At 64.6% G+C, this 23,273-nt stretch carries 20 protein-coding genes; 3 read left to right on the top strand and 17 right to left on the bottom strand.

Annotated elements, in window-relative coordinates:
• Positions 1–9 precede the first annotated feature (9 nt).
• The 16 genes from folC to ACEN9G_RS20370 form a co-directional block, all read right to left on the bottom strand.
• Positions 10–1,308, bottom strand: a complete 1,299-nt coding sequence (gene folC / locus ACEN9G_RS20445; protein WP_413344701.1) for a bifunctional tetrahydrofolate synthase/dihydrofolate synthase — start codon at positions 1,306–1,308, stop codon at positions 10–12.
• A gap of 68 nt (positions 1,309–1,376) precedes the next feature.
• Entirely contained in the window at positions 1,377–2,249 is an 873-nt protein-coding gene (gene accD / locus ACEN9G_RS20440) for an acetyl-CoA carboxylase, carboxyltransferase subunit beta (RefSeq protein ID WP_056136719.1), read from the bottom strand.
• A gap of 162 nt (positions 2,250–2,411) precedes the next feature.
• The gene (locus tag ACEN9G_RS20435) at positions 2,412–2,696 is read right to left on the bottom strand and encodes a hypothetical protein (protein WP_413344699.1); all 285 of its coding nucleotides are present in this window, start codon (positions 2,694–2,696) and stop codon (positions 2,412–2,414) included.
• Positions 2,697–2,852: 156 nt separating this feature from the next.
• Positions 2,853–3,653: a tryptophan synthase subunit alpha gene (gene trpA / locus ACEN9G_RS20430; protein WP_483126894.1), complete on the bottom strand. Its 801-nt coding sequence runs from the start codon at positions 3,651–3,653 to the stop codon at positions 2,853–2,855.
• A gap of 43 nt (positions 3,654–3,696) precedes the next feature.
• Complete coding sequence (gene trpB / locus ACEN9G_RS20425) at positions 3,697–4,941, bottom strand: tryptophan synthase subunit beta (protein ID WP_413343358.1); 1,245 nt, start codon at positions 4,939–4,941, stop codon at positions 3,697–3,699.
• Positions 4,922–5,629, bottom strand: coding sequence for a phosphoribosylanthranilate isomerase (locus ACEN9G_RS20420; protein WP_413343356.1), 708 nt, complete (start codon positions 5,627–5,629; stop codon positions 4,922–4,924). The genes trpB and ACEN9G_RS20420 overlap by 20 nt, the downstream gene beginning before the upstream one ends.
• A gap of 145 nt (positions 5,630–5,774) precedes the next feature.
• Positions 5,775–6,584 (bottom strand): tRNA pseudouridine(38-40) synthase TruA, encoded by an 810-nt coding sequence (gene truA / locus ACEN9G_RS20415; protein ID WP_483126893.1) that lies wholly within the window; start codon positions 6,582–6,584, stop codon positions 5,775–5,777.
• An 11-nt stretch (positions 6,585–6,595) separates the two neighbouring features.
• Positions 6,596–9,523, bottom strand: a complete 2,928-nt coding sequence (locus ACEN9G_RS20410) for a motility hub landmark protein FimV (RefSeq protein ID WP_483126892.1) — start codon at positions 9,521–9,523, stop codon at positions 6,596–6,598.
• 388 nt (positions 9,524–9,911) lie between these two features.
• Positions 9,912–11,273 (bottom strand): group II intron reverse transcriptase/maturase, encoded by a 1,362-nt coding sequence (ltrA, locus tag ACEN9G_RS20405; RefSeq protein WP_413345805.1) that lies wholly within the window; start codon positions 11,271–11,273, stop codon positions 9,912–9,914.
• Positions 11,274–11,723: 450 nt separating this feature from the next.
• The gene (gene asd / locus ACEN9G_RS20400) at positions 11,724–12,845 is read right to left on the bottom strand and encodes an aspartate-semialdehyde dehydrogenase (protein ID WP_413343190.1); all 1,122 of its coding nucleotides are present in this window, start codon (positions 12,843–12,845) and stop codon (positions 11,724–11,726) included.
• Positions 12,846–12,894: 49 nt separating this feature from the next.
• Positions 12,895–13,965 (bottom strand): 3-isopropylmalate dehydrogenase, encoded by a 1,071-nt coding sequence (gene leuB / locus ACEN9G_RS20395; RefSeq protein WP_413343192.1) that lies wholly within the window; start codon positions 13,963–13,965, stop codon positions 12,895–12,897.
• A gap of 14 nt (positions 13,966–13,979) precedes the next feature.
• Positions 13,980–14,627: a 3-isopropylmalate dehydratase small subunit gene (gene leuD / locus ACEN9G_RS20390; RefSeq protein WP_413343193.1), complete on the bottom strand. Its 648-nt coding sequence runs from the start codon at positions 14,625–14,627 to the stop codon at positions 13,980–13,982.
• Positions 14,628–14,629: 2 nt separating this feature from the next.
• Complete coding sequence (locus tag ACEN9G_RS20385) at positions 14,630–14,752, bottom strand: entericidin A/B family lipoprotein (protein WP_258853401.1); 123 nt, start codon at positions 14,750–14,752, stop codon at positions 14,630–14,632.
• A gap of 62 nt (positions 14,753–14,814) precedes the next feature.
• Complete coding sequence (gene leuC / locus ACEN9G_RS20380) at positions 14,815–16,215, bottom strand: 3-isopropylmalate dehydratase large subunit (protein WP_413343196.1); 1,401 nt, start codon at positions 16,213–16,215, stop codon at positions 14,815–14,817.
• A 229-nt stretch (positions 16,216–16,444) separates the two neighbouring features.
• Positions 16,445–18,349, bottom strand: coding sequence for a chemotaxis protein CheA (locus ACEN9G_RS20375; protein WP_483126891.1), 1,905 nt, complete (start codon positions 18,347–18,349; stop codon positions 16,445–16,447).
• The gene (locus tag ACEN9G_RS20370; RefSeq protein WP_371767587.1) at positions 18,349–19,221 is read right to left on the bottom strand and encodes a protein phosphatase CheZ; all 873 of its coding nucleotides are present in this window, start codon (positions 19,219–19,221) and stop codon (positions 18,349–18,351) included. The genes ACEN9G_RS20375 and ACEN9G_RS20370 overlap by 1 nt, the downstream gene beginning before the upstream one ends.
• Positions 19,222–19,593: 372 nt before the next feature.
• On the opposite strand from ACEN9G_RS20370, the gene ACEN9G_RS20365 reads away from it, so the two are divergent.
• From ACEN9G_RS20365 to ACEN9G_RS20355, 3 genes are all read left to right on the top strand, one after another.
• Positions 19,594–20,058: a universal stress protein gene (locus ACEN9G_RS20365; RefSeq protein WP_413344797.1), complete on the top strand. Its 465-nt coding sequence runs from the start codon at positions 19,594–19,596 to the stop codon at positions 20,056–20,058.
• A gap of 136 nt (positions 20,059–20,194) precedes the next feature.
• Positions 20,195–20,839: a response regulator gene (locus tag ACEN9G_RS20360; protein ID WP_036232923.1), complete on the top strand. Its 645-nt coding sequence runs from the start codon at positions 20,195–20,197 to the stop codon at positions 20,837–20,839.
• 419 nt (positions 20,840–21,258) lie between these two features.
• A complete protein-coding gene (locus ACEN9G_RS20355; RefSeq protein WP_371767825.1) occupies positions 21,259–22,053 on the top strand; it encodes a Crp/Fnr family transcriptional regulator in 795 nt (264 codons plus the stop codon).
• Positions 22,054–22,137: 84 nt separating this feature from the next.
• On the opposite strand, the gene ACEN9G_RS20350 is transcribed toward ACEN9G_RS20355, so the two are convergent.
• Positions 22,138–23,238 (bottom strand): glycine zipper 2TM domain-containing protein, encoded by a 1,101-nt coding sequence (locus tag ACEN9G_RS20350; RefSeq protein WP_483126890.1) that lies wholly within the window; start codon positions 23,236–23,238, stop codon positions 22,138–22,140.
• Between the last annotated feature and the right edge of the window lie 35 nt (positions 23,239–23,273).

Below are 23,273 nucleotides of genomic sequence, written 5' to 3'. Positions count from 1 at the left end.
GGTGTCACGTCAATGAAGAGAGGATTTACGGGCTGCCATCACGCCAGCCACGGTATAGAACGAGCCAAAGACCACTATTCTATCATCCTGTCCGGCCCGGCTTGTTGCATCTGCGAATGCATCGGCCGGATTCGCGAACGTTTTGACCGAGAATTCGTCGTCTTTCGCACCACTCGGCTTCAATGCCTGCAGCTTCTCGGCCAGCACGGCCGGGTCCGCCGACCGGGGCGACGGCAGCGCCGTCACGCACCAGTGGTCGATGTTCGGCGCGAGATGGGCGACGACAGCATCGATGTCCTTGTCCTGCATGATGCCGAACACGGCGTACGTGAACCGGTGGAATCCCATGTTGCCCAGGTTCTGGGCGAGCGTCGCGGCCGCGTGCGGGTTATGCGCGACGTCGAGGACCGTCGTCGGACGGCCCGCCAGCACCTGGAAGCGGCCCGGCAATTCGACCATCGCGAGGCCCGCGCGCGTTTCCTGAGCGCCGACCGGCAGCACGTTGCGCAACGCTTCCAGCGCGGCCAGCGCGGCCGATGCGTTCAGCAGCTGGTTGGCACCGCGCAGCGCCGGATACGCGAGCGAATTGCGGCGCTGCGTGCGGCCGCCGTAGGCCCACTGCTGCTTGTCGCCCTGGTAGTTGAAATCGCGGCCCAGCAGCCACAGGTCGGCACCGATGTCTTCCGCATGCTTGATCAGCGCTTGCGGCGGCTGCGGATCGCTGCAGATCGCGGGCTTCCCGGGACGGAAGATGCCGGCCTTCTCGAAGCCGATCTCTTCGCGCGTGTCGCCCAGATAATCCTTGTGGTCGATGTCGATGCTCGTGACGATGGACACGTCCGCATCGATCACGTTCACGGCATCGAGGCGGCCGCCGAGGCCCACTTCCAGGATCGCCACGTCGACGCCGGACGTCGACAGCAGGTGCATGATCGCGAGCGTCGTGAACTCGAAGTACGTGAGGTCGATGTCGCCGCGGCGCGCTTCGACGTCGTTGAAGGCGGCGATGAGCTTGTCGTCGCTGGCCATTTCGCCGTTGATGCGGGCGCGCTCGTTGAAGTCGAGGAAGTGCGGCTTGATGTACAGGCCGACCTTGTAGCCGCTCTGCAGCAGGATGGCTTCCAGCATGGCGCAGGTCGAGCCCTTGCCGTTGGTGCCCGCGACCATGATCACGGGGCAGGAAAAGGCGAGGCTCATGCGCTCCTTGACGGTGCGCACACGGTCCAGGCCCATGTCGATGTGGGTTTCGGCATGGCGCGACTCGAGCAGCGCCAGCCAGTCGGGCAAGGTAGTCGGCAGGTTAGGCATGGGATGGCTTCCGGAATGCGCGCGGCCGGCTGCTTTGCACAAGCAGCCGGCCGCGCGGTGACAGCGAATCAAGCGATGACGTCGGCCGGCTGGCTTTGCAGCAGGGCGAGCAGCTGCGCGATTTCTTCGCGCATCTTGCGGCGGTCGACGATCATGTCGATGGCACCTTTTTGCAGCAGGAACTCGGAACGCTGGAAGCCTTCCGGCAGTTTTTCGCGCACCGTGTTCTCGATCACGCGCGGGCCGGCAAAACCGATCAGCGCCTTCGGTTCGGCGATGACGACGTCGCCCATGAACGCGAACGAAGCGGACACGCCGCCCGTCGTCGGGTCGGTCAGCACGCTGATGAACGGCAGTTTTTTCTCGGCCAGCTTGGTCAGCATCGAGGTGGTCTTGGCCATCTGCATCAGCGACAGCAAGCCTTCCTGCATGCGCGCGCCGCCGCTGGCGGTAATGCAGATGAACGGCACTTTCTGCTCGAGCGCCACCTGGGCGCCGCGCACGAAGCGCTCGCCGTTCACGGAACCCATCGTGCCGGCCATGAATTCGTAGGCGAAACAGGCGACCACGACCGGCAGGCTCATGATCGAACCGCCCTGCACGACCATCGAATCGGTCTCGCCGGTGGCTTCCATCGCGTCCTTCAGACGGTCAGGATATTTCTTGCTGTCTTTGAACTTGAGGGTATCGACCGGCAGCACGTCCTGGCCGATCTCGTAGCGGCCGCCCTCGTCGAGCAGCGCGTCGAGGCGCTCGCGGGCGCGGATGCGCATGTGGTGGCTGCATTTCGGGCAGACATGCAGGTTCGACTCCAGGTCGGCGCGGTACAGGACCGACTCGCACGACGGGCACTTGACCCACAGGCCTTCGGGCATGGTCTGGCGCTTGGCGGCATCGGAGCGCTGGATCCGGGGGGGCAGCAGCTTTTCCAACCAACTCATGTTCTCTCCTTTGCGGCAATTCTGGAATTGGGCGTAGTGTAGCCGTTCGCATCAGGCTTGTCGAATTCTTGCCGTTAATTACTTGCCTTCTTAATAAAGTTGCGCTAGCAGAAATGAGAACCGGGGCGCTTGGCCCCGGTAATATCGCGCACGATCCCGGCGTCAGCGCACTGCGGCCTCGCCGACCTCCGCCGTCGTGAATTCGAAACCACCGATGCGGGCTGCGACCAGGTTGTAGATCCACGCACCGAACGCAGCGCCGATGAAGGCGCCGATCGCGTAGGCCACCGGCATCATGATCAGCATGGCGATGCTGGCGCCCGCGGGCATGAACGATGACATGAACAACCCGGCCAGTACGACGACGGGGATGGCGGTGACGAGATAGACAACGGCCATGACCTTGGCCGACTGCATGACGGAAACCTGCACGATTTGTTTTTTCATGATGGATGCCGGGTTGAGTGGAAGAAAACTGCACTTCCACTCTATCGCTCCATTTCCACCAAGAAAATCGACCGCATCAAACGACACCGAGGTCAGCCCCCGAATTTGGGCAATAAACACCGGGGCATGCCCGGTTCGTGTCGTGCTGCGGATGAATCAGCGGGCGTCCAGCGCTTCCCGGATCCCGGCGACGAAGGCGCGCACGGCCGCAGGGCCCTGCGCTTTCGGCGTGTTTTCCAGTTCCTGGATGATGCGGCTGCCGATGACGACCGCGTCGGCGACGCTGGCCACCGATTTCGCCGTCTGCGCGTCGCGGATGCCGAAGCCCACGCCGATCGGCAGCTTGACGTGCTCGCGGATCGCGGCCACGCGCTTGGCCACGTCGGCCGTGTCGATGCCGCCGGCACCCGTCACGCCCTTCAGCGACACGTAGTAGCTGAAGCCGCTGCCGTGGCGCGCCACCTGCTTCACGCGTTCCGTGGTCGACGTCGGCGCGAGCAGGAAAATCATGTCGAGGCCGTTGGCCTTCATCTCGGCCGCGAACGCTTCGCATTCCTCCGGCGGGTAGTCGACGACGATGGCGCCGTCGGCACCGGCCGCCTGCGCGCGGCGGACGAATTCGCTCTGGCCCATGCGCTCGATCGGGTTCGCGTAGCCCATCAGCACGACCGGCGTGTGCTGGTTCGTTTTGCGGAACTCGGCGACGTAGCCGAACACGTCGGTCATGCTGACGCCGAAAGTGAGCGCCCGCTCGCAGGCGCGCTGGATGACGGGGCCTTCCGCCATCGGGTCGGAGAACGGGACACCCAGTTCGAGGACGTCGGCACCGCCTTCCACGAGGGCGTGCAGCAGCGGAACGGTCAGTTCCGGGGCCGGGTCGCCGGCGGTAATGAAAGTGACGAGACCGGTCTTGCCCTGTTCCTTGAGGGCGTCGAAAGTTTGTGCGATACGGGACATGCTGTTATTCCTTATTCTGTGGTTGCAAACGATGGATGGGTGCTCAGCCGAAGTTGAGTCCCGCCCGTTGCGCCACGGTGTGCATGTCCTTGTCGCCGCGGCCCGACAGGTTGACGAGGATGATCTGATCCTTGGGCAAGGTCGGCGCCAGCTTGGCGGCGTAGGCGATCGCGTGCGACGATTCCAGCGCGGGGATGATGCCCTCGATGCGGCAGCAGTCGTGGAAGGCGGCCAGCGCCTCGTCGTCCGTGATCGACACGTATTCCGCACGCTGGCTATCCTTCAGCCACGCGTGTTCCGGTCCGACGCCCGGATAATCCAGGCCGGCCGAGACCGAATGCGTCTCGATGATCTGGCCGTGCTCGTCCTGCAGCAGGTAGGTGCGGTTGCCGTGCAGGACGCCGGGGAAGCCGGCCGTCAGCGACGCCGCGTGCTTGCCGGAGTCGAGGCCCTCGCCCGCCGCCTCGACGCCCACGAGCTTCACGCCCGGCTCGTCGATGTACGGATAAAAGATGCCCATCGCGTTCGAGCCGCCGCCGATGCAGGCGACGACGTAGTCCGGCTGGCGGCCCGTCATCTGCGGCATCTGCACGCGGCATTCCTCGCCGATCACGGACTGGAAGTCGCGCACCATCATCGGATACGGGTGCGGACCGGCCACGGTACCGATGATGTAGAACGTGTTCTCGATGTTCGTGACCCAGTCGCGCATCGCTTCGTTCAGCGCGTCCTTCAGGGTCTTGGAACCGGATTCCACCGGCACGACGGTCGCGCCCAGCAGTTTCATGCGGTAGACGTTCTGCGCCTGGCGCTTGACGTCCTCGCTGCCCATGTAGATCACGCATTCGAGGCCGAAGCGGGCGCAGATCGTGGCCGTCGCGACGCCGTGCTGGCCGGCGCCCGTCTCGGCGATGATGCGCGGCTTGCCCATGCGTTTCGCGAGCAGCGCCTGGCCGATCACGTTGTTGATCTTGTGGGCGCCCGTGTGGTTCAGGTCTTCGCGCTTGAAGAAGACCTGCGCGCCGCCGCCCTGTTCCGACCAGCGCTTGGCGTGGTAGACCGGCGACGGACGGCCGACGAAGTGCGCCAGCTCGTAGCGGAATTCTTCGAGGAATTCGGGATCCTGGCTGTAGCGCGCGTATGCGTCGTTCAGCTCGGCCAGCGCGTGGCTGAGCGTCTCGGCGACGAACGAGCCGCCGTACGGGCCGAAGTGGCCGGTGGTGTCCGGCAGTTGATAGTCGGGGGTCTTGAACAGCGCCTGGGCGCCGTTAACTTGATTCGCTTTCATGGTGTTCCTGGCTCAAAAGGGTGGCATCGCCTGCCCGCACCGCGTCGATGAACGCGGCAATCTTGCGGGCATCCTTGATCCCCTTCGCCGCCTCGACACCGCTACTGATGTCGACCGCGAAGGGGCGTACTTGCGCCACCGCGCCAGTCACGTTGTGTACGCTCAAGCCACCACTCAAAACGACCCGAGGCGCGAGCTCTTTTGGAATAAGAGACCAATCGAAAACCTTTCCTGCGCCGCCGTAGGCATCCACGTACGTGTCGAGCAGCAAACCTGAGAACCAGGGAGAAGCGGCGCGGTATTGAGCTTCCGATTCTAGCAAATCGGCGGCCGTCGTGTCAGCGCTTGTTCCCGATTTTACCCGGAATGCCCGCGTGAACGGCCGCTGCACGGCGGCGGCCAGTTGCGCACATGCCTCCGGCGTTTCGTCGCCGTGGAACTGCAGCAGCGACACCGGACCGGCCGCGACGACCGCGCGCACCTCGTCCACGGTCGCGTTGACGAACAGGGCGACGGCGTTCACGTACGGCGGCAGTTCACGGGCCAGCTCCGCGTAACGCTCGTGCGTGACGTAGCGCGGACTCTTGGGATAGAACACGAAGCCGAGGGCGTCGGCGCCGGCATCGACGGCGGCGTGCAGGTCTTGTTCGCGGGTGATGCCGCAGATCTTGATTCGGGTGCGTGGCATATCGAGGGGTTATCGAGGGGTTATCGAGGGGTTATCGAGGGGTCAGAGCCCGGTGTTGCTTTTTAAGGGGCTCTGACCCCGGAGTTGCTGGCCGTTGCTCAGCCAATTATTGGGTTATAACGGGCGCTACCACTCACCACCGGGGTCAGAGCCCTAAAGGAAACACCGGGCTCTGACCCCTCCCCTGCGGCAGCCCCCACTTCGGGTCGTAATCGATTGTAGCAAGGTACAGCCCATCCGGCATGAAGGTGGGCGCCGCGGCGTCGCGCGAGCGCGCGTCCAGCACCTCGGCCATCCAGCCGGGCTCGTTGCGTCCGGTCCCCACGTAGATCAGCGAGCCGACGATGTTGCGCACCATGTGATGCAGGAACGCGGACGCGCGCACCGTGAACACGATGATGTCGCCCATCCGTTCGATCTTCACCTCGTGCATCTGCTTGACCGGCGAATTCGCCTGGCAGCCGGAAGCGCGGAAGCTGGAAAAATCGTGCGTGCCGATCAGGTGGGCGGCCGCTTCGCGCATGCGCTCGACGTCGAGCGGGCGGAACACCCAGCCGGCGCGTCCGGCCAGCAGGGCGGACGGGTTGGCGTGGTTGTACAGCACGTAGTGATAGGTGCGCGAGCGGGCCGAGAAGCGCGCGTGGAAGTCCTGCCCTTCGGCGTCCGGTGCCACGACGTGGGCCCAGCGCACGACGATCGACTCGGGCAGGAACGCATTCGTGCCGCGCACCCATGATTGCGGGGCGCGGTCGAGGTCCGTGTCGAAATGGACGACCTGCTCGATGGCGTGGACGCCGGCGTCCGTGCGGCCGGCGCACGTCGTCGCGAGCCGCGTACAGGCAAATTTCTCGAGCGCGATCTCCAGCTGGTCCTGGACCGTGTCGCGCGATGGTTGTTTCTGATACCCGTTCCAGGCGGTGCCCACGTACTGGACACCCAATGCGATACGTGTCAAATCGTCCTGCCTTACACCAGTGCCGCGCGCATCGAGTTGGCACGTGCCGCCTGCTCGGGATTGCCGCCGCGGATGACTTCTTCGAGCAGCTCGCGCGCCCCTTCCTTGTCGCCGATCTCCTGGTAAGCGATGGCCAGGTCCAGCTTCGTCTCCATCTCCATGTGCGCGGCGGACAGCGCGGCCGGTTCCGCCGGCGCGGCAGGTTCTTCGAACCTCGGCTCGGACAGCGACTGTACTTCCGGCAGCGGCAGCGAACCGTCGGCCGGCAGGTCGAGGTCGAAGCCGCCGACGTCGAACTGTGGCGCGGCCGGTTCCAGCACGATGCGATCCGGCTCGGCGAACGGCGCGTCGGCCGGTGCCGGCGTGGCCGGGATGTCGAACAGGTGTTCGTCCAGCGCGGCCGTCGGGATCGACGCCGCCGAATTTGAAACCGAACCTTCCGCACGCGGCGTTTCGTCCAGGCCGAAGTCCATCGCGTCGAGGTCGAACAGCGGATCGCGTGCCGGCTGTTCCGGTTCCGGCGGCAGGCTGGCCTGCAGCTCCGTCGGCAGGTCGGGCAGGTCGAATTCGCGAGCCAGGTTGGCCATCTCGATGTCGGCGGCGGCAGCGGTGCTTGCAGCCGCGGCTGCGGCCGGCGCCAGCAAATCATCGTCCGTGTGCACTTCCAGTTGCGGCACCGGGTTCGCGGCCGGGGCGGCGAAGTCCATGTCGAACGAGAAGTCGAGCGGATCGTGTTCCGGCTTGTCCGTAGCCACTGCAGGTTCGGCCGGCTTCTCGAACGCACTCATGTCGAAGTCGAGATCGTGCACGCCGCCCAGGTCGGCCGCCGGCTCCACGGTCGCTTGCGACGCGGGCGCCGGCTCGACGGGTTCGAAGGCGAGGCCGCCCAGGTCGAAGTCGAGCACGTGGTCGTCTTCCATCGGCGCGGGTTCGGTCGACGGCGCGTTGGTGACGGGTGCCGGGGCCGGCTGCGCAGTCGCCATCGCGTCGGCGAAATGCTGGCTGAAGTCCAGCGGCTCGCCGGCCAGCGCCGCCGTCGGCGTGGCCTGCGGGTCGGGCGCGCTGAACACGTCGTCCAGCTCCTTCGACAGCAAGGCCTGCTGGCCCAGTTCTTCGGTACTCGGCGCCGGACCGCTTGGTGCGGCGGTGTGCTGGTACAGCGGGTTGAGCGGATCGATGGTGAGGCCCAGCGCGGCGGCCTGCGCCCACTCGTCGCCCTGCCCGCGCGTCATGCTGTAGAGTTCCGCGGCCTGCGTCTCGAACGCGCGCTGGTCCTTGCGCGCGGCATAGATCTCGAGCAGCTTCAGGCGCACCGGATAGCGTTCCGGATGCGTGCGCAGGGCTTCCTTGAGAATTTCCTCGGCCTGGGCGTCGCGGCCGTAGGCGATGTAGACGTCGGCTTCCGCCACCGGATCCACCTCGTTCGTGTCGAGCTGGCTGGCGGACGGCGCGAAGCTGGAATTGAAGACGCTGTTGTTCGTGTCCACGCTCTGGCCGCCCGTCTCCGCGAACATCGAGTGCGCGGGTTCGCTCGGCACGCCCAGGATAGCCGGTTCCGGCACCACCTTGACGACCTTCTTCTTGCGGCGCTGGGCGACGAGCAGCCCGCCGAGCAGCAGCGCGGCCGCGCCGCCGCCGACCAGCGGCAGGTTCTGCATGATGAAGTCCATCAGGCCCGGCTCCGGCGGCGCGCCGGCGGGCTTGGCGGCCGGTTTGATGGTCGGCAACTTTTGCTGTGCGGGCGGTTGTGCGTGCTGTGCCGGCGGCGTCGTGGTGGCAGGCGCGGGCGCGGAAGCGTTCTTTTCCGCCTCGGCGCCGGCCTTGCTCTTGATCGTGGCAATCTTCTCGAGGTCGTTCACGTTGCGTTCGAGCTCGCGCACGCGCGTCTGCGCATCGGCCAGTTCCTTCTCCTTGGCGATGCGGTCCTCGGCGCTCATCGTCGTGCCCTTGCCGGCCGGGGTGTTCGGCGCGGCTTTCGACAGACGGAGCTGGTCCTGCGATTCGTTCGCGGCGGTCGGGCGCTCCTCGACCTTGGCCGTGATCTTGCCGGCCGCGCCCTGCCCCGCCTGCGGAGTCTTGACGGGCTCGGACGCGCCGACCTGGCCCGCCAGCTTGTTGCGGTAGGCGTTGAAGTCGGCCGCGTGGGCGACGACGACGCCGTGTGCCTCGGTCTCGTCCGTACCGCGCACGGCATCGCCCGCCGGCACGGTCAGGATGCGCCCCGATTTCAGGCGGTTCATGTTGTTGCCGATGAAGGCATCCGGATTGGCGCGGTACAGCGCCACGAGCATCATGTCGAGCGACACGTCGACGGGTTTCAGCTGGGTGGCGATGCGACCCAGGCTGTCGCCCGGCTTGACGCGGTAGCGCGACGGCGCTGCCGTCTCCGCCGCCGGTTTGGGCGCTTCCCCGGTCTCGGCACGTGCGGGCCGGCGCGGACGCTCGGCCGCCGGCGTGGCCGGCGACGCGGCGGGTGCCGCTTCCGTGCGCGGCCGCGCGGATTCGCTCGCCGCGACCTGCGCCGACTGCGTCGCGCGCAGCTCGGCCGGATCGAGCAGGAACGTGTATTCGCGTACGAGGCGGCCGTTATTCCACGACAGTTCCAGCAGCATGTCGACGAACGGCTCGTTCAGCGGCTGCGTGGAGCTGACGCGGATGAACTGGCGGCCGCCGCGCTGCTCGACGTTGAAGCGCAGCGACAGCAGCGCCGGATTGAAATCGATGTTGGCCGCCTTGAACGCTTCCGGCGACGCCAGCTTCGCGGTGAGGCCGGACGCCTCGTCGCCGGACACCGCCGTCAGTTCGATTTCGGCGCGCAAGGGCTGGCCGAGTGCGGACAACACCGTGAGCTTGCCGAGGCCGGCCGCGTGGGCCGCCGACGTCAGGACCAGCGCACTTGCGACCGCCGCAGTGAGCTTTTTCAGTGCGGACGACTTCATCGGGAGGCGGGGAGTGACATGCATAGGTTCGAGAGCGACGTGGCCGGAGGTCTCAGGAACATATCATCATGCACTGTGGCATGCAAGTTCCGCAGGGAGAAACATTCAAGGAGTCTGAGGTATGTAGACGGTGTATTCAGACTTATGATGTTTTTTGGATGATCCGGTGTCAATTCAATACGAAACCCAACCCCGTCGTTCCCGCGAAAGCGGGAACCCATACTGAGCTCCAGAAATCGAATAGCTAGCCGACTTCGGACACTCAGCATGGATTCCCGCGTGCGCGGGAATGACGCAGGATCGGCATAGGGGCGGCCAGTTGTCTGGCCGGTCCCCTGCCACACCACCCGGCGTGCGGGTCCGCACCGGGCGGTTCGAGTAGTTGAGGTTAGGTGAGGCGTGGCATGCCAAGACGGTCGAAGTAGGCAATCGTTAGCGCATTGTTCAAGGCAAACTTGCTGTTATGCCACCAGCGACGGCTGTTTCTTGCCACCAGCAGTGCAACGTTCGGTTTTGCCCCTAGCTTCAGCAGTTCACGGTAGATCGTCGTCCCTCGCTTCCAGTGCTTGAGGTGAAGTGCTCGCATCCGGTGCCGCATCCATTCATCCAGCCTGTTTAGGACCTTTGGGGTTTGCGCCAGACCGAAGTAGCCTTTCCATCCCAGCACATAAGAGCGCAGGCTTTCAATCACCTGCATGATGCTGCGTCCGCCGGACCGGCGGGTGAGTTCTCTGATCTTTTGCCGAAACGCCTCCTGCGCCTTCTTCGACACCGCACGTTTTACCTCGCCTTTTCCGGTCATATAAAGCTCGTAGCCGAGAAATTTGCGGCCAAACGCCTGGCTTACCGCACTTTTCGATTCGTTGATCTTCAAGTGCAGCTTGTCATATTGACGCTTGAGCAGAGCCATCACCCGCTCGCCTGCCTTCTGGCTGCGCACGTACACGTTGCAGTCATCGGCATAGCGGGCGAAGCGGTGTCCCCGTCGCTCCAGCTCACGATCCACCTCGTCGAGAAGCACATTGGCCAGTAGCGGAGAAAGCGGACCGCCTTGCGGCGTCCCTTCTCCCCGCTCGAGCACCACGCCGCCATTCATGATGCCCGCGTTCAGGTAGGCGCGCACTAGCCGGATGATTCCGGCGTCCTTCACGCGTTTCCCTAGACGGTCGATCAGAATGTCGTGGTTGACTCGATCGAAGAACTTCGACAGATCGACGTCGACCACGGTGCGGTAGCCCTGCTGCACGTACCACTGTGCTGCAAGCACGGCATCTCGCGCACGACGGCCGGGCCGGAACCCGTGGCTGTGTTCACTAAAAGTGGGATCGATCAGGGGTTGCAGCACCTGCAACAGCGCCTGCTGAATCAAACGGTCGGTCACGGTGGGTATCCCCAGTTCACGCTCGCTCCCGTCCGGCTTCGGTATGCCGACGCGCCGTACCGGCATGGGCCGGTACGTGCCTTCCATCAGTTGCTGCCTGATGGTGGGCCAAGCGTGCTTCAGGCGTTGTCCGGTTTGGGCAATGTCCAGACCGTCGGCGCCTGCGGCTCCCTTGTTCGCCTTCACGCGTTTCCACGCGCGTTGCATGTTCTCCCTCGCGAGCGCTTGCGTGAGCAAGTCTCGCCCTGTGCCTTCCAGTCCCTGTCGCGGGAGCCGTGTTTCATCGCTGGACGCTTGGGACGGGGCTTCACCCCGCCTTGCCGCGACCCGCCCCGCTTTTGCGGGCATCTGATGCCGTACACAGTTCATCGACACGTTGTTGGACACTCCTACTCGTTCGGCCCTTCGCTGAAAAAAAAAAACTCAGCTACTACGGCCTCTGCTGACTTCTCGCTCCGATTTTTTTTTTCGTCGCCCTTTCAGGCGTGAGGCGAGATCTCCCCAGGTAAGAACGCACTCCTTCCCTGCACAACCGCCGGATCTACGCCGCTTCGCCTTGACCACAAGAGCTTCGCGGTTTTTGGCCCGCTCGCCCTGCTCGGCAGCGCCTTGTATCCGATTCTTGTTCATCGGCTCGCAGTTTCGCTCCACGCTTCCTCCCCACAGTCGGTCGCCCTCGTGCAGTTGCGCTTCGCTTCGCTCGCTGTGGTCAGCTCGCGGCGGGACTTCCACCCACAAGAGTGCGCCCATGCTGGGCGCACCAAAAAAAGGGCGGCCCGCGAGCCGCCCTCCTCGATCGCCCGCAGGCGCCAGCTTACATCACTTGTCCAGCACGATGCGCAGCATGCGGCGCAACGGCTCGGCGGCGCCCCACAGCAGCTGGTCGCCGACGGTGAACGCGGAGATGTATTCCGGGCCCATCGACATCTTGCGCACGCGGCCGACCGGGATCGTCAGGCTGCCCGTGACGGCGGCCGGGGTCAGGTCGCGCACCGACGCTTCGCGCGTGTTCGGCACGAACTTCACCCACTGGTTGTCGTTCGCGATGATGTCGTTGATCTCGTCCAGCGGCACGTCCTTCTTCAGCTTGATGGTCAGCGCCTGCGAGTGGCAGCGCATCGCGCCGATGCGGACGCACAGGCCATCGACCGGAATCACGTTGGAGCCGTTGTGGCGACCCAGGATCTTGTTGGTCTCGGCGCCGCCCTTCCACTCTTCCTTCGACTGGCCGTTGCCCAGGTCCTTGTCGATCCAGGGGATCAGGTTGCCGGCCAGCGGCACGCCGAACTGCTTCGTTTCTTCGGCCGACAGGCCGTGCTGGGTGGCCAGCACGCCGCGGTCGATTTCCAGGATCGCCGAAGCCGGGTCGTCCAGCAGGTTCTTGACGGCCGAGTTGATGGTGCCGAACTGGGTCAGCAGCTCGCGCATGTGCTGCGCGCCGCCGCCCGATGCGGCCTGGTACGTCATCGACGTCATCCAGTCGACCAGGTCGTTCTTGAACAGGCCGCCGAGACCCATCAGCATGCACGACACGGTGCAGTTACCGCCGATGAAGTTCTTCACGCCGTTCACCATCGCGTCCTTGATGACGTTCAGGTTGACCGGATCCAGCACGATGACGGCGTCGTCGCTCATGCGCAGCGTGGACGCGGCGTCGATCCAGTAGCCGTTCCAGCCGCTAGCGCGCAGTTTCGGGAACACTTCGGTCGTGTAGTCGCCGCCCTGGCACGAGATGATGATCTCGCATTTCGACAGTTCGGCAATGTCGGTTGCGCTTTTCAGCTTGGTTTCGTTCTTCGCCATCTTCGGCGCATCGCCACCCGGATTCGAGGTGGTGAAGAACACCGGCTCGATGTGGGCGAAATCGCCCTCGTCCTGCATGCGCTGCATGAGGACCGAACCGACCATGCCGCGCCAACCAACCAGACCTACTAGTTTCATTTTGATCCCTCTTTTAAAAATGTTCCGCCCATGCCGGGCGTATTCCTGGTCAACCCAATGCGTTGACGACCGCGTCGCCCATCTGTTCCGTACCGACGCGCGTCGTGCCTTCCTCGTGGATGTCCGGCGTGCGCAGGCCCTGGGCCAGCACCTTCTTGACGGCGTTCTCGATGCGGTCGGCCTGTTCGGCCTTGCCCAGCGAGAAGCGCAGCATCATCGCGGCGGACAGGATCGTCGCCAGCGGATTCGCGACGCCCTTGCCCGCGATGTCCGGCGCCGAACCGTGCGACGGCTCGTACAGACCTTTATTGTTCGCATCCAGCGACGCCGACGGCAGCATGCCGATCGAGCCGGTCAGCATCGCGGCCGCATCGGACAGGATGTCGCCGAACATGTTGCCGGTGACGATCACGTCGAACTTCTTCGGCGCGCGCACGAGCTGCATCGCGGCGTTATCGACGTACATGTGTTCGAGCTCGACGTCCTGGTATTCCTTGTGCACGTCGGTGACGATGTCGCGCCAGAACTGGAACGTCTCCAGCACGTTGGCCTTGTCGACGCTCGTCACGCGGCGGTCGCGCTTGCGCGCGGCCTGGAACGCGACGTGGGCGATGCGGCGGATCTCGCCTTCCGCATAGCGCATCGTGTCGAAACCTTCGCGCTGGCCCGCGAACGGACCGTCCGGGCATTCGCGCACGCCGCGCGGCTTGCCGAAATAGATGTCGCCCGTCAGTTCGCGAATGATCAGGATGTCCAGGCCCGACACGACTTCCGGCTTCAGCGTGGAAGCGCCGGCCAGTTCCGGATACAGGATCGCGGGACGCAGGTTGGCGAACAGGCCCAGCTCCTTGCGCAGGCCGAGGATGGCCTGTTCCGGACGCAGCGCGCGCTCCAGCGAGTCGTACTTGTAGTCGCCGACGGCGCCGAACAGCACGGCGTCCGCGGCCTTCGCCAGCGCCAGCGTGCCTTGCGGCAGCGGGTGGCCGTGCGCGGCATAGCCGGCGCCGCCGACGTCCGCGCTTTCCAGTTCAAAGGACTCGCCCAGCGCGTTCAGCACCTTGACGGCTTGCGTGGTGATTTCGGGACCGATGCCGTCGCCCGGCAGGATGGCAATCTTCATGTTCTTGTTCTCGTTCAGATGGTGTTGGCGAGCCACGGCTGCGCGCGCAAGTGGCGCTCTTCGTAGGCGCGGATGTCGTCGGCGTGGCGCAGCGTGAGGCCGATGTCGTCCAGGCCGTTCAGCAGGCAGTACTTGCGGAAGTCGTCGATGGCGAATTCGAACGCGAGGTGGCCGTCCGGCGTGCCCACGGTCTGCTTCTCGAGGTCGATGACCAGCTTGTAGCCCGGGAACGCCTTGACTTCATTGATCAACTGGTCGACTTGCGCCTCGGTGAGGACGATCGGCAGCATGCCGCCCTTGAAGCAGTTGTTGAAGAAGATGTCGGCGAAGCTCGGCGCGATGACGGCGCGGAAGCCATACTGCTGCAGGGCCCACGGCGCGTGCTCGCGCGACGAGCCGCAGCCGAAGTTCTTGCGGGTCAGGAGGATCGACGCGCCGGCGTAGCGCGGCTGGTTCAGCACGAAGTCCGGATTGACCGGGCGCTTGCTGTTGTCCATGCCCGGTTCGCCGTGGTCGAGATAGCGCCACTCGTCGAACAGGTTGGGGCCGAAGCCGGTGCGGCGGATCGACTTGAGGAACTGCTTCGGAATGATGGCGTCGGTGTCGACGTTGGCCCGGTCCAGCGGGACCACCAGTCCTTCGTGTACGGTGAATTTATCCATGATTATTTACCGCCGGCGCCCGTGATCACCTGGCCGACTTTCTGCACGTCTTTGCCGACGCCGGAGATGGTGTTGCAGCCGGCTGCGGCGATTGCGATGAGGGCGAGAGCAACGATCTTTTTCATATCAGTTATAGTCAGTCGGGGTCAGAGCACACCCGTGAAAACCGTGCTCTGACCCCGAATTATCAGATTTTACGAACGTCCACAAAGTGGCCCGCGATACCAGCCGCCGCGGCCATCGCCGGCGACACCAGGTGCGTGCGGCCACCCTGGCCCTGGCGGCCTTCGAAGTTGCGGTTCGACGTCGATGCGCAGCGCTCGCCCGGTTCCAGGCGGTCGGCGTTCATCGCGAGGCACATCGAGCAGCCCGGCTCGCGCCATTCGAAGCCCGCAGCCTTGAAGATCTGGTCGAGACCTTCGCGTTCCGCCTGTTCCTTCACGAGGCCGGAGCCCGGCACCACCATCGCCAGCTTGACGTTCGACGCGCGCTGGCGGCCGCGCACGATGGCCGCGGCGGCGCGCAGGTCTTCGATGCGCGAGTTGGTGCAGGAACCGATGAACACCTTGTCGATGCGGATGTCTTCCATCGCGGTGTTCGGCTTCAGGTCCATGTACACCAGGGCTTTTTCCATCGCGTCGCGCTTGACGGGGTCTTTTTCCTTGTCCGGATCGGGCACGCGGCCGTCGATCGTCGTGACCTGCTCGGGCGACGTGCCCCAGGTCACCTGCGGACGGATCTCGGCGGCGTTCAGTTGCACGACGAGGTCGAACTTCGCGCCCGGATCCGAGTGCAGCGTGCGCCAGTACGCGACGGCCTGTTCCCACTGCGGACCCACCGGTGCGAACGGGCGGCCCTTGACGTACTCGATGGTCGTGTCGTCGACGGCGACCATGCCGGCGCGCGCGCCCGCTTCGATCGCCATGTTGCAGACGGTCATACGGCCTTCCATCGACAGCGAGCGGATCGTCGAGCCGCCGAATTCGATGGCATAGCCCGTGCCGCCGGCGGTGCCGATCTTGCCGATCACCGCGAGCACGATGTCCTTGGCGGTCACGCCGGCCGGCAGGTCGCCGTCGACCTGCACCAGCATCGCTTTCGATTTCTTCGCAAGCAGCGTCTGCGTGGCCATCACGTGCTCCACTTCCGACGTGCCGATGCCGTGGGCCAGCGCGCCGAATGCGCCGTGCGTCGACGTGTGCGAGTCGCCGCACACGACGGTCATGCCCGGCAACGTGGCGCCCTGCTCCGGACCGATCACGTGCACGATGCCCTGGCGCTTGTCGTTCATGTTGAAGTACGTGACGCCGAAGGACTTGGTGTTATTGTCCAGCGTCTCGACCTGCAGGCGCGAGGTCGGGTCGGCGATGCCGTGCGAGCGGTCGGTGGTCGGCACGTTGTGGTCGGCTACGGCAAGATTGGCCGAAGTGCGCCATAGCGGGCGGCCGGCTTCGCGCAGGCCTTCGAACGCCTGCGGGCTGGTGACTTCGTGGACCAGGTGACGGTCGATATACAGCACGGTGGTGCCATCCGCATCGGCACGCACGACATGCGAATCCCAAAGTTTGTCGTAGAGCGTTTTTAACATAATGAGTTGCGAAGTCCAGAGAAACGACCGCTACATGCGGGCATGGTCTTTGATTATGCCATATTTGTGCAATGCGGAAGCAATGCCCTTCGAGCACGATTATTCCAATGAACTCATCCGTATAAAAATTTTGTTCGGACCCATTTGCAGACGCACAAATAAAAAAAGCCCGCGCATTTCCTGCGCAGGCTTTTCGTAGCTTTGTGGCAAAAATGCTGCAACCCGCTTTTTACGCGGCCAACCTCACGGTGGTGCGGCAACCGTCCATCAGGAACGACAGGCCGACGACCAGCACGAGCGAGCCTTCCGCCGAACGTGCCGTGCCCGTGATGCCTTCGACGTTCAGGGCCGTCATCGGCTTGATCACCAGGTCGGCCGTGCCGTCGACGGCTTCCACCGCGATGATGTACGGCTGCGGGGCGTTGATGACGATGCCCACGCGCTCGACGCATTCCTCGTAGCCGAGCGACAGCGCCAGCGAACGCACCGGCAGCGGGCGGCCCTGGTCCTTCAGCACCGGGGCGCCGCCGACCTGCATGAAGGTCTCCGGCAGTTCGACGACGCGCTCGACCACCGCCATCGGCAGGGCCAGCTGCGCCCCCGACGTCGACACGAGCATGGTCGGCACGATCGACAGTTCGATCGGCAGGCGGATCGAGAACTTCGTACCGGTCCCCAGGTTGGAGTCGATGCGGATCGCGCCGCGGTTCTTCTCGACGGCCGTCTTGACCACGTCCATGCCCACGCCGCGGCCCGAGACCGACGACGCCACTTCCTTGGTGGAGAAGCCCGGCAGGAACACGAGCTGGTACGCCTCGTCGTCGCTCGTCGCCTGGTTCTCGGAAATGAGCCCCTTCTCCATTGCCTTCTTGCGCAGCTTGGCCGGGTCCATGCCGCGGCCATCGTCCTGCAGCACGATCATGACGCTGTTCGCTTCCTGCCACGCCTTCAGCAGGATGTAGGCCTTCGCCGGCTTGCCGTTGGCGACGCGGTCTTCGGGCGACTCGACGCCGTGGTCCAGCGCGTTGCGCAGCATGTGCACGAGCGGATCGTACAGGCTGTCCACGACGACGCGGTCGACTTCCGTCTCGGCGCCTTCGATGGTCAGCTCGACGTCCTTGCCCAGGTCCTTCGCCAGCTCGCGCACGAGGCGCGGGAATTTCTGGAACAAACGGCCCACCGGCTGCATGCGGGTCGCCAGCGTGGCGCGCTGCAGTTCGGCCGAGTAGCGCGACGCGCGCTCCAGCGTTTCCGTCAGCGTGGCCATCAAGGTGGCGGCCTGGCCCTCGAACTTGAACTGCGACAGGCGCTCCAGCAGCACGGCCGCCTGGTTCGCGGCCTGCACGGATTCGCCGGCCACTTCCAGCAGCGCGTCCAGCTTGACCGCGTCGATACGGATGCTCTCGTCCTTCGCGGGACCGGTGCTGGCCGGCTTGTTGTCGTTGCGGCGCTCGACGCCGTCCCAGCCCGGCTTGCCGGATGCGGCGGGCGCGGCGGCTTCCGCCGGCGCGGCCGCTACTTGCGCGGCGACGGGTGCGGCGACAGCGTCGACGACTGCGGCCGGCGCGGCGGCCGGCGCCTCGACCGGGGTGTACGTGCCCGGCGGGACGACCGCCAGGTACATCGCTTCCCAATCGAGACCGTCGGCGCCCGGCGCGGCCGGTGCCGGTGCCGGTGCGGCCGCGACCGGCGCCGGGGCAGCCTTCACGGGCGCAGGCGTGGGTGCGGCCTTCGGCGCGGGCGCGGCGTCGTTGCCGGCGATGGCGTCCTTGAGCATGCGCTCGAGATCGGCGGGCATCTGCGGCAGCTGGTCCGGCGTGGCGCCGTTGTTCAGGTCATTGAGCTGGTCGGCGACGAAGCCCGACGCCTGCAGCGACGCTTCGATCGCGCCCGGCGTGACGGGAGCGGCGCCGGTGCGCAGCGCGTCGAACAGGTTTTCCGTCAGGTGGCAGGCGGCGACGAGCGCCGGCAGCCCCATGAAACCCGCGCCACCCTTGATCGTGTGGAACGAGCGGAAGACCGCGTTCAGCGTTTCCTTGTTGTCGGGATCGCGTTCGAGGTGCAGCAGATGCTCTTCGACATTCGCTGCAAGATCCATCGCCTCGACGACGAAATCCTTGAGCATTTCATCCATTAGAATCCCAGATCGGCAAGAAGGTCATCGACACTGTCCTGGTCGAGCGCCGCGGACGGCACCGACGGACCCGACATCAGTTGCTGCGGCGGCTGCGGCTGTTCCTGTGCGGCCTGTTTCTGCGCCAGTTTTTCCTTCACGTCGGGCGGAGCGCTGTCCTTCAGCAGCTGGGTCAGCTCGTTCTCGACCGTCTTCGTAATCACGACCACTTTCTTGATCAGCTGGCCGGTGATGTCCTGGAAGTCCTGGGCCATCATGATCTCGAGCAGGCGCGCTTTCTCGGCTTCGGTCGCTTCCGACACGAGCTGGGCGAACTGCTTCGAATCGCCGGCCAGGGCCTTGAACTGTTCGATCGAGAGCTTGCCGGCGAACAGGTCGTCCCAGCGGTTCTCCATGTCCTTGGCCTGCTTGGACAGCAGGTCCTGGGCCGGCATGCCGTCGTCCAGGGTGTTCAGCACCTTGTTGGCGGCCTGTTCGGTCAGGGTGGCGACGTATTCCAGGCGGTCCTGGGCGTCCACGATCTGGGACGACGCCTCGGTCAGGGCCTTGTCGTAGCCCAGCTCGCGCAGCGAATCGTGCAGCAGGCGCACGATGCCGCCGAGGCGCTCGTACATCCCCTTGTGTTCTTCCTCGCCGCCCTCGGCCGGAGCGGCAGCGGCCGGAGCGGCCGGAGCAGGCACGACAGCCGGGGCCGGCGCGCTGGTGGCCGCGACCTGGTCGAACAGGGCCTCCAGGTCGTCGGTATCGCCACTGTCCCCGCCGGCGGCGGGTTCGGGCGCGGGCGCCGGCGTCGGAGCGGCAGCGGGTGCGCTGGCACGCTGCGCTGCCACTTCCTCGAATAATGCGTCGAAATCGTCAGCGGCGTCGGTCATAGTCCCTGCTTCTCCATAATTTAAATGTCGCGATGCGATGATCTGTGCTGTGTGCGGTACGGCTGCCGTCATTACTGACGGTACAAATTTCCGACGAGTGTATCAGCGTGGTTGCCGTAGGTAAATCTTCTGAAATGCCGGCGTTGCCGATTGGTGAGTAATCTTGGCCTGTCGACAATCTTTTACAGCATTTTCTGAATATTTTCACAAAGCAAGTGTTGTATTTTTTTATCGCGGAGGCATTTGTGACATCCGGTATTCGGGCGCCGAATGCCGAGCACATCCCTGAGCAAGATCAAGCATTTACATTCCGCCAAGAGGGGAAACGCGAACTACAATGAGAAGGTAGCGTGACGTGAGGGAGGACTCACCATGTACCAGAAAATTCTGATCACCACCGACGGCTCCTCGGTGTCGCAGCACACCGCCTGTGCCGGCGTCAAGTTCGCACGACAGATGGGGGCCGAAGTGCTCGCCCTGTTCGTCGCGCCCGAGTACCAGTACCCCGTGTATGTCGAGATCGTGCCGCCCGCCTACCCCAGCGAGGAGGAGTACGTCCAGCAGATGAAGCGCCTCGGCGAGGAGTACATGGGCTCCATCATGCGCGCTGCGGAAGGTTGCGGCCTGAAGCACGCCTGCATGACGGCGTTTTCCGACGCGGCGGCGCTGAAGATCGTGGACGTTGCGGAACAGCAACACTGCGACCTGGTCTTCATGGGGTCGCACGGCCGCAGCGGCTGGGGACAGTTGCTGCTAGGTAGCGTGACCAACAAGGTGCTGTCCCATACGACCAAGCCCGTGCTGGTGCACCGCCTGATCCGGGAGCCCGGCACCTGACGCGCCTGCCGAAGTAACCGCGGCTCCACGGCGCGGCATCGGACAGCAGGCGTTGTCCGAAAAAAAGGCAACGTCAGTGTTGCTTCTGTGATATCTTTTTACCTTCATTTTACAATTGATCCCCAAGGGACATCCTATGATTCGCATTGTCATCGCCGACGACCACACGATCATGCGCGAGGGCCTCAAGCGTATCCTCGACGGGGCGCTCGACATCGAGATCGTCGGCGAAGCCATCAACGGCTTCGAAGTGCTGTCGCTGGTACGCCAGGGCGGCTTCGACCTGCTGCTGCTGGACCTGTCCATGCCGGGCCGCAGCGGCGTCGACCTGATCCGCCAGGTGCGCAGTGAAGCGCCCAAGCTCGCCATCCTGATCCTGACGATGCACGAGGAAGAGCAGTACGCCGTGCGCGCCATTCGGGCAGGCGCCCAGGGCTATCTCACCAAGGAAAGTGCCGGCACGCAGCTCGTCGGGGCGATCCGCAAGGTGGCATCCGGCCGCCCGTACATCAGCACGGAAGTGGCCGAGCAGCTGGCGCTGAACATCATGGCGCCGAACGAACAGCTGCTGCACAAGCAGCTCTCGGATCGCGAATTCGAGGTATTCTCGCTCCTCGTGGGCGGCAAATCGATCACGGAGATCGCCAACAACCTGCACTTGTCCGTCAAGACGGTGAGTACCCACAAGACCCGCATCATGCAGAAAATGGGCATGACCTCGCTGTCCGAAATGGTCCAGTACGCGGTGGCGCATCGTCTGCTTGCGCCGATGAAAGCCTGAACGGCTCCGCACGAAACAGATTTGACATTCTGGCGACACTTTTCGTGCCCTGCCCCGGCGCTTTCCGGCCACGCAGGGCCTGCCGTCCGCTCGCGTAATCCTACACGCGCCCCACTCTTGATTCCCCCTCCATCCGCAGCTTGGCAGTAAGAAAATTCCTACAAGCTGACGCTCCCTCCTACTACACATTCAGCCGTTGCTGATATTAATGCCGGACTCGTGTTGGCATACTGACTTCAGCGTTTCGACTTGCCTGCGGTCCATATCCGTATCCAGTCAGCTCTGTGGCTCCGATACCGCACTGGCACCACCGGACCGCAGCTTGGTTCTTTGAAATCCTAAACCTGGAGATGAGTATGCAGTCCCAGCTAACTTCAGAACAACGTAACGCCTCCCCGTCGACCCTGCACTCGTCACAGATGGAAGCCGGACGCCAACGCCAGGGCCGTCTCTGGTCGAACCTGAAAGAGGTCTGCGACCTGCTCCACATCCCGGCCGCCGTCTCGATGAACACCGAGGAATTGCTGTTCCAGCACGTACAGTTCAAGACCGGACAGCGCGTGCACACGATCGGCCAGGCATTCGACACCCTGTACATCGTCAACTCCGGTTTCCTGAAAACCGTGCTGATCGACGAATTCGGCAACGAACAGGTACTCAGCTTCCCGATGAAGGGCGACATGCTCGGCGTCGACGGCATCCACACACGCCATTACGCGTCGGAAGCCGTCGCCCTGTCCGACTGCGACCTGATCCTTGTGCCGTTCAAGAAACTCACCGCGCTCGGCCGCGTGCATGCCGAGCTCGAGAACCTGATGTACGGCGTGATGAGCCGCGAACTGGTGCGCGAACAGGCCATGATCGGCATGCTCGGCGCCCTGTCGGCCGAAGCGCGCGTGGCCCGTTTCCTGATCTCGCTGGCGGAACGTTTCGCCGCGATGGGGTATTCGAGCAAACTGTTCAACCTGCGCATGACGCGCCATGAGATCGGCAGCTATCTCGGCCTGACACTCGAGACGGTCAGCCGCACCTTGTCCGCCTTTAACGAAATCGGCCTGATCACCGTCGACCAGCGCACCATCGGCATCAAGGATCCGGACGCCCTCAAGACGCTGCGCCGCCTGCCGCCGTCGCGCTCGCGCGCCAAGCAGAACGCCAAGCACAAGGCCGAAGCGGACAGCGCAGGCGACGGCCAGGTCCTGGCCACCGTCTGAACCGTTTCCCGCGTCAAATGAGAACAGCCGGTTCCTCGCGGAAGCCGGCTTTCTGTTTTCTGATACGGACGGATCAGTCGCGCATTAGTCACGAATCAGCACGCCATCGCTGACCTTCACGCGGTCGCCCACCCGGAAGCCCGGATTGTTTTCGTACGGGATCGTCTGCGTGGCACCGTTGGCGTAGCGCACGACGACTTCGAAGCGCTGCCGCGCGTTGGCATTGCGTTCGATCTCGCGGCCCGCGATCGCGCCGCCGACGGCGCCCGCGACGGTGGCCGCCGTGCGTCCGCTGCCGCTGCCGACCTGGTTGCCGAGCAGGCCGCCCACCACGGCACCGGCACCGGTGCCCAGGTAGCTGCCGTCCCCGCTGACCTGCACGACGTTGACGGCTTCCACCGTCGCGCAATTCGTGCAGTAACGCGCCACGCGCGGCTGGTTATTCGGATTGAGGCCCTGGCCGTTGCCGCCCGCCATCAGCGGTTGTCCCAGCGTGGCCGTCGAATAACGGCCATTGGCGCGGATCGTGGCGGTGACGGCCGCATCCGGTGCGATACGGTCGTCGCGGCGGATCGTGTACAGGCCGCTGTACTCGCCCGGCCGCACTTCCGGCAGGAAGAAGATGCCGCGCGAACCGGCGATCTGCACCTCGACCTTGGCACCCGGCGTGCCGCGCACGGTGAATTTCAATTCGTTGCCCGGACCGAGATCGTCGCTGCCGCGCACGTCGAAGCGCTCCACATGCGGCATGTTGGACGCCGTGCGGTCGCCGCGGTCGTCACGGCCCGGTCCGCGCACGATCGATTCGGCCAGCAGGCGCGTCGTGACCATGTCGTTTACGCGCAGGTTCGCGGTGACGGCGCTGCCGGGGTTGATGCGGTCGTGCGTGCCGATCGTGTACGTGCCCTGGTAGGTACCCGGCGACGTTTCCTGCAGGGTCAGGTTGCGCGTGGCGCCATCGATGCGCAGGGTGGCATAGCCGCCCGGCGTGCCGTACAGGTCGAAGTTCAGTTCGGTGCCCGGTTCCAGGCGCCGCACTTCGTCCACGTTGAAACCATCGATGCGGGGTGCCAGCCGGGCCGCGCGCGGGTGATCCTGCGCTTGCACGGGCGTCGTCACGGTCATCGAGAGCAGAGGCAGCGCGGCTACGACGGCCGCGGCCAATGTCTGTCGGGTTGTTGCCATGGGGTCCTCCGACTTCGTCTTGTTGTCGATAAGAC

Source organism: Massilia sp. Masssp94 (genome assembly GCF_059491305.1).
Note: the sequence above shows the minus strand (reverse complement) of the source record. Positions and strands in the feature narration are given on the sequence as shown.

Coding starts and splice junctions, on each gene's coding strand:
- accD (WP_056136719.1), bottom strand. CDS start 2,249: ATGAGTTGGTTGGAAAAGCTGCTGCCCCCCCGGATCCAGCGCTCCGAT.
- ACEN9G_RS20385 (WP_258853401.1), bottom strand. CDS start 14,752: ATGAAAAAGATCGTTGCTCTCGCCCTCATCGCAATCGCCGCAGCCGGC.
- ACEN9G_RS20360 (WP_036232923.1), top strand. CDS start 20,195: ATGATTCGCATTGTCATCGCCGACGACCACACGATCATGCGCGAGGGC.
- trpA (WP_483126894.1), bottom strand. CDS start 3,653: ATGTCCCGTATCGCACAAACTTTCGACGCCCTCAAGGAACAGGGCAAG.
- ACEN9G_RS20365 (WP_413344797.1), top strand. CDS start 19,594: ATGTACCAGAAAATTCTGATCACCACCGACGGCTCCTCGGTGTCGCAG.
- ACEN9G_RS20355 (WP_371767825.1), top strand. CDS start 21,259: ATGGAAGCCGGACGCCAACGCCAGGGCCGTCTCTGGTCGAACCTGAAA.
- asd (WP_413343190.1), bottom strand. CDS start 12,845: ATGAAACTAGTAGGTCTGGTTGGTTGGCGCGGCATGGTCGGTTCGGTC.
- ltrA (WP_413345805.1), bottom strand. CDS start 11,273: ATGAACTGTGTACGGCATCAGATGCCCGCAAAAGCGGGGCGGGTCGCG.
- ACEN9G_RS20350 (WP_483126890.1), bottom strand. CDS start 23,238: ATGGCAACAACCCGACAGACATTGGCCGCGGCCGTCGTAGCCGCGCTG.
- trpB (WP_413343358.1), bottom strand. CDS start 4,941: ATGAAAGCGAATCAAGTTAACGGCGCCCAGGCGCTGTTCAAGACCCCC.
- ACEN9G_RS20375 (WP_483126891.1), bottom strand. CDS start 18,349: ATGGATGAAATGCTCAAGGATTTCGTCGTCGAGGCGATGGATCTTGCA.
- ACEN9G_RS20435 (WP_413344699.1), bottom strand. CDS start 2,696: ATGAAAAAACAAATCGTGCAGGTTTCCGTCATGCAGTCGGCCAAGGTC.
- leuB (WP_413343192.1), bottom strand. CDS start 13,965: ATGAAGATTGCCATCCTGCCGGGCGACGGCATCGGTCCCGAAATCACC.
- ACEN9G_RS20370 (WP_371767587.1), bottom strand. CDS start 19,221: ATGACCGACGCCGCTGACGATTTCGACGCATTATTCGAGGAAGTGGCA.
- ACEN9G_RS20420 (WP_413343356.1), bottom strand. CDS start 5,629: ATGCCACGCACCCGAATCAAGATCTGCGGCATCACCCGCGAACAAGAC.
- folC (WP_413344701.1), bottom strand. CDS start 1,308: ATGCCTAACCTGCCGACTACCTTGCCCGACTGGCTGGCGCTGCTCGAG.
- ACEN9G_RS20410 (WP_483126892.1), bottom strand. CDS start 9,523: ATGAAGTCGTCCGCACTGAAAAAGCTCACTGCGGCGGTCGCAAGTGCG.
- leuD (WP_413343193.1), bottom strand. CDS start 14,627: ATGGATAAATTCACCGTACACGAAGGACTGGTGGTCCCGCTGGACCGG.
- leuC (WP_413343196.1), bottom strand. CDS start 16,215: ATGTTAAAAACGCTCTACGACAAACTTTGGGATTCGCATGTCGTGCGT.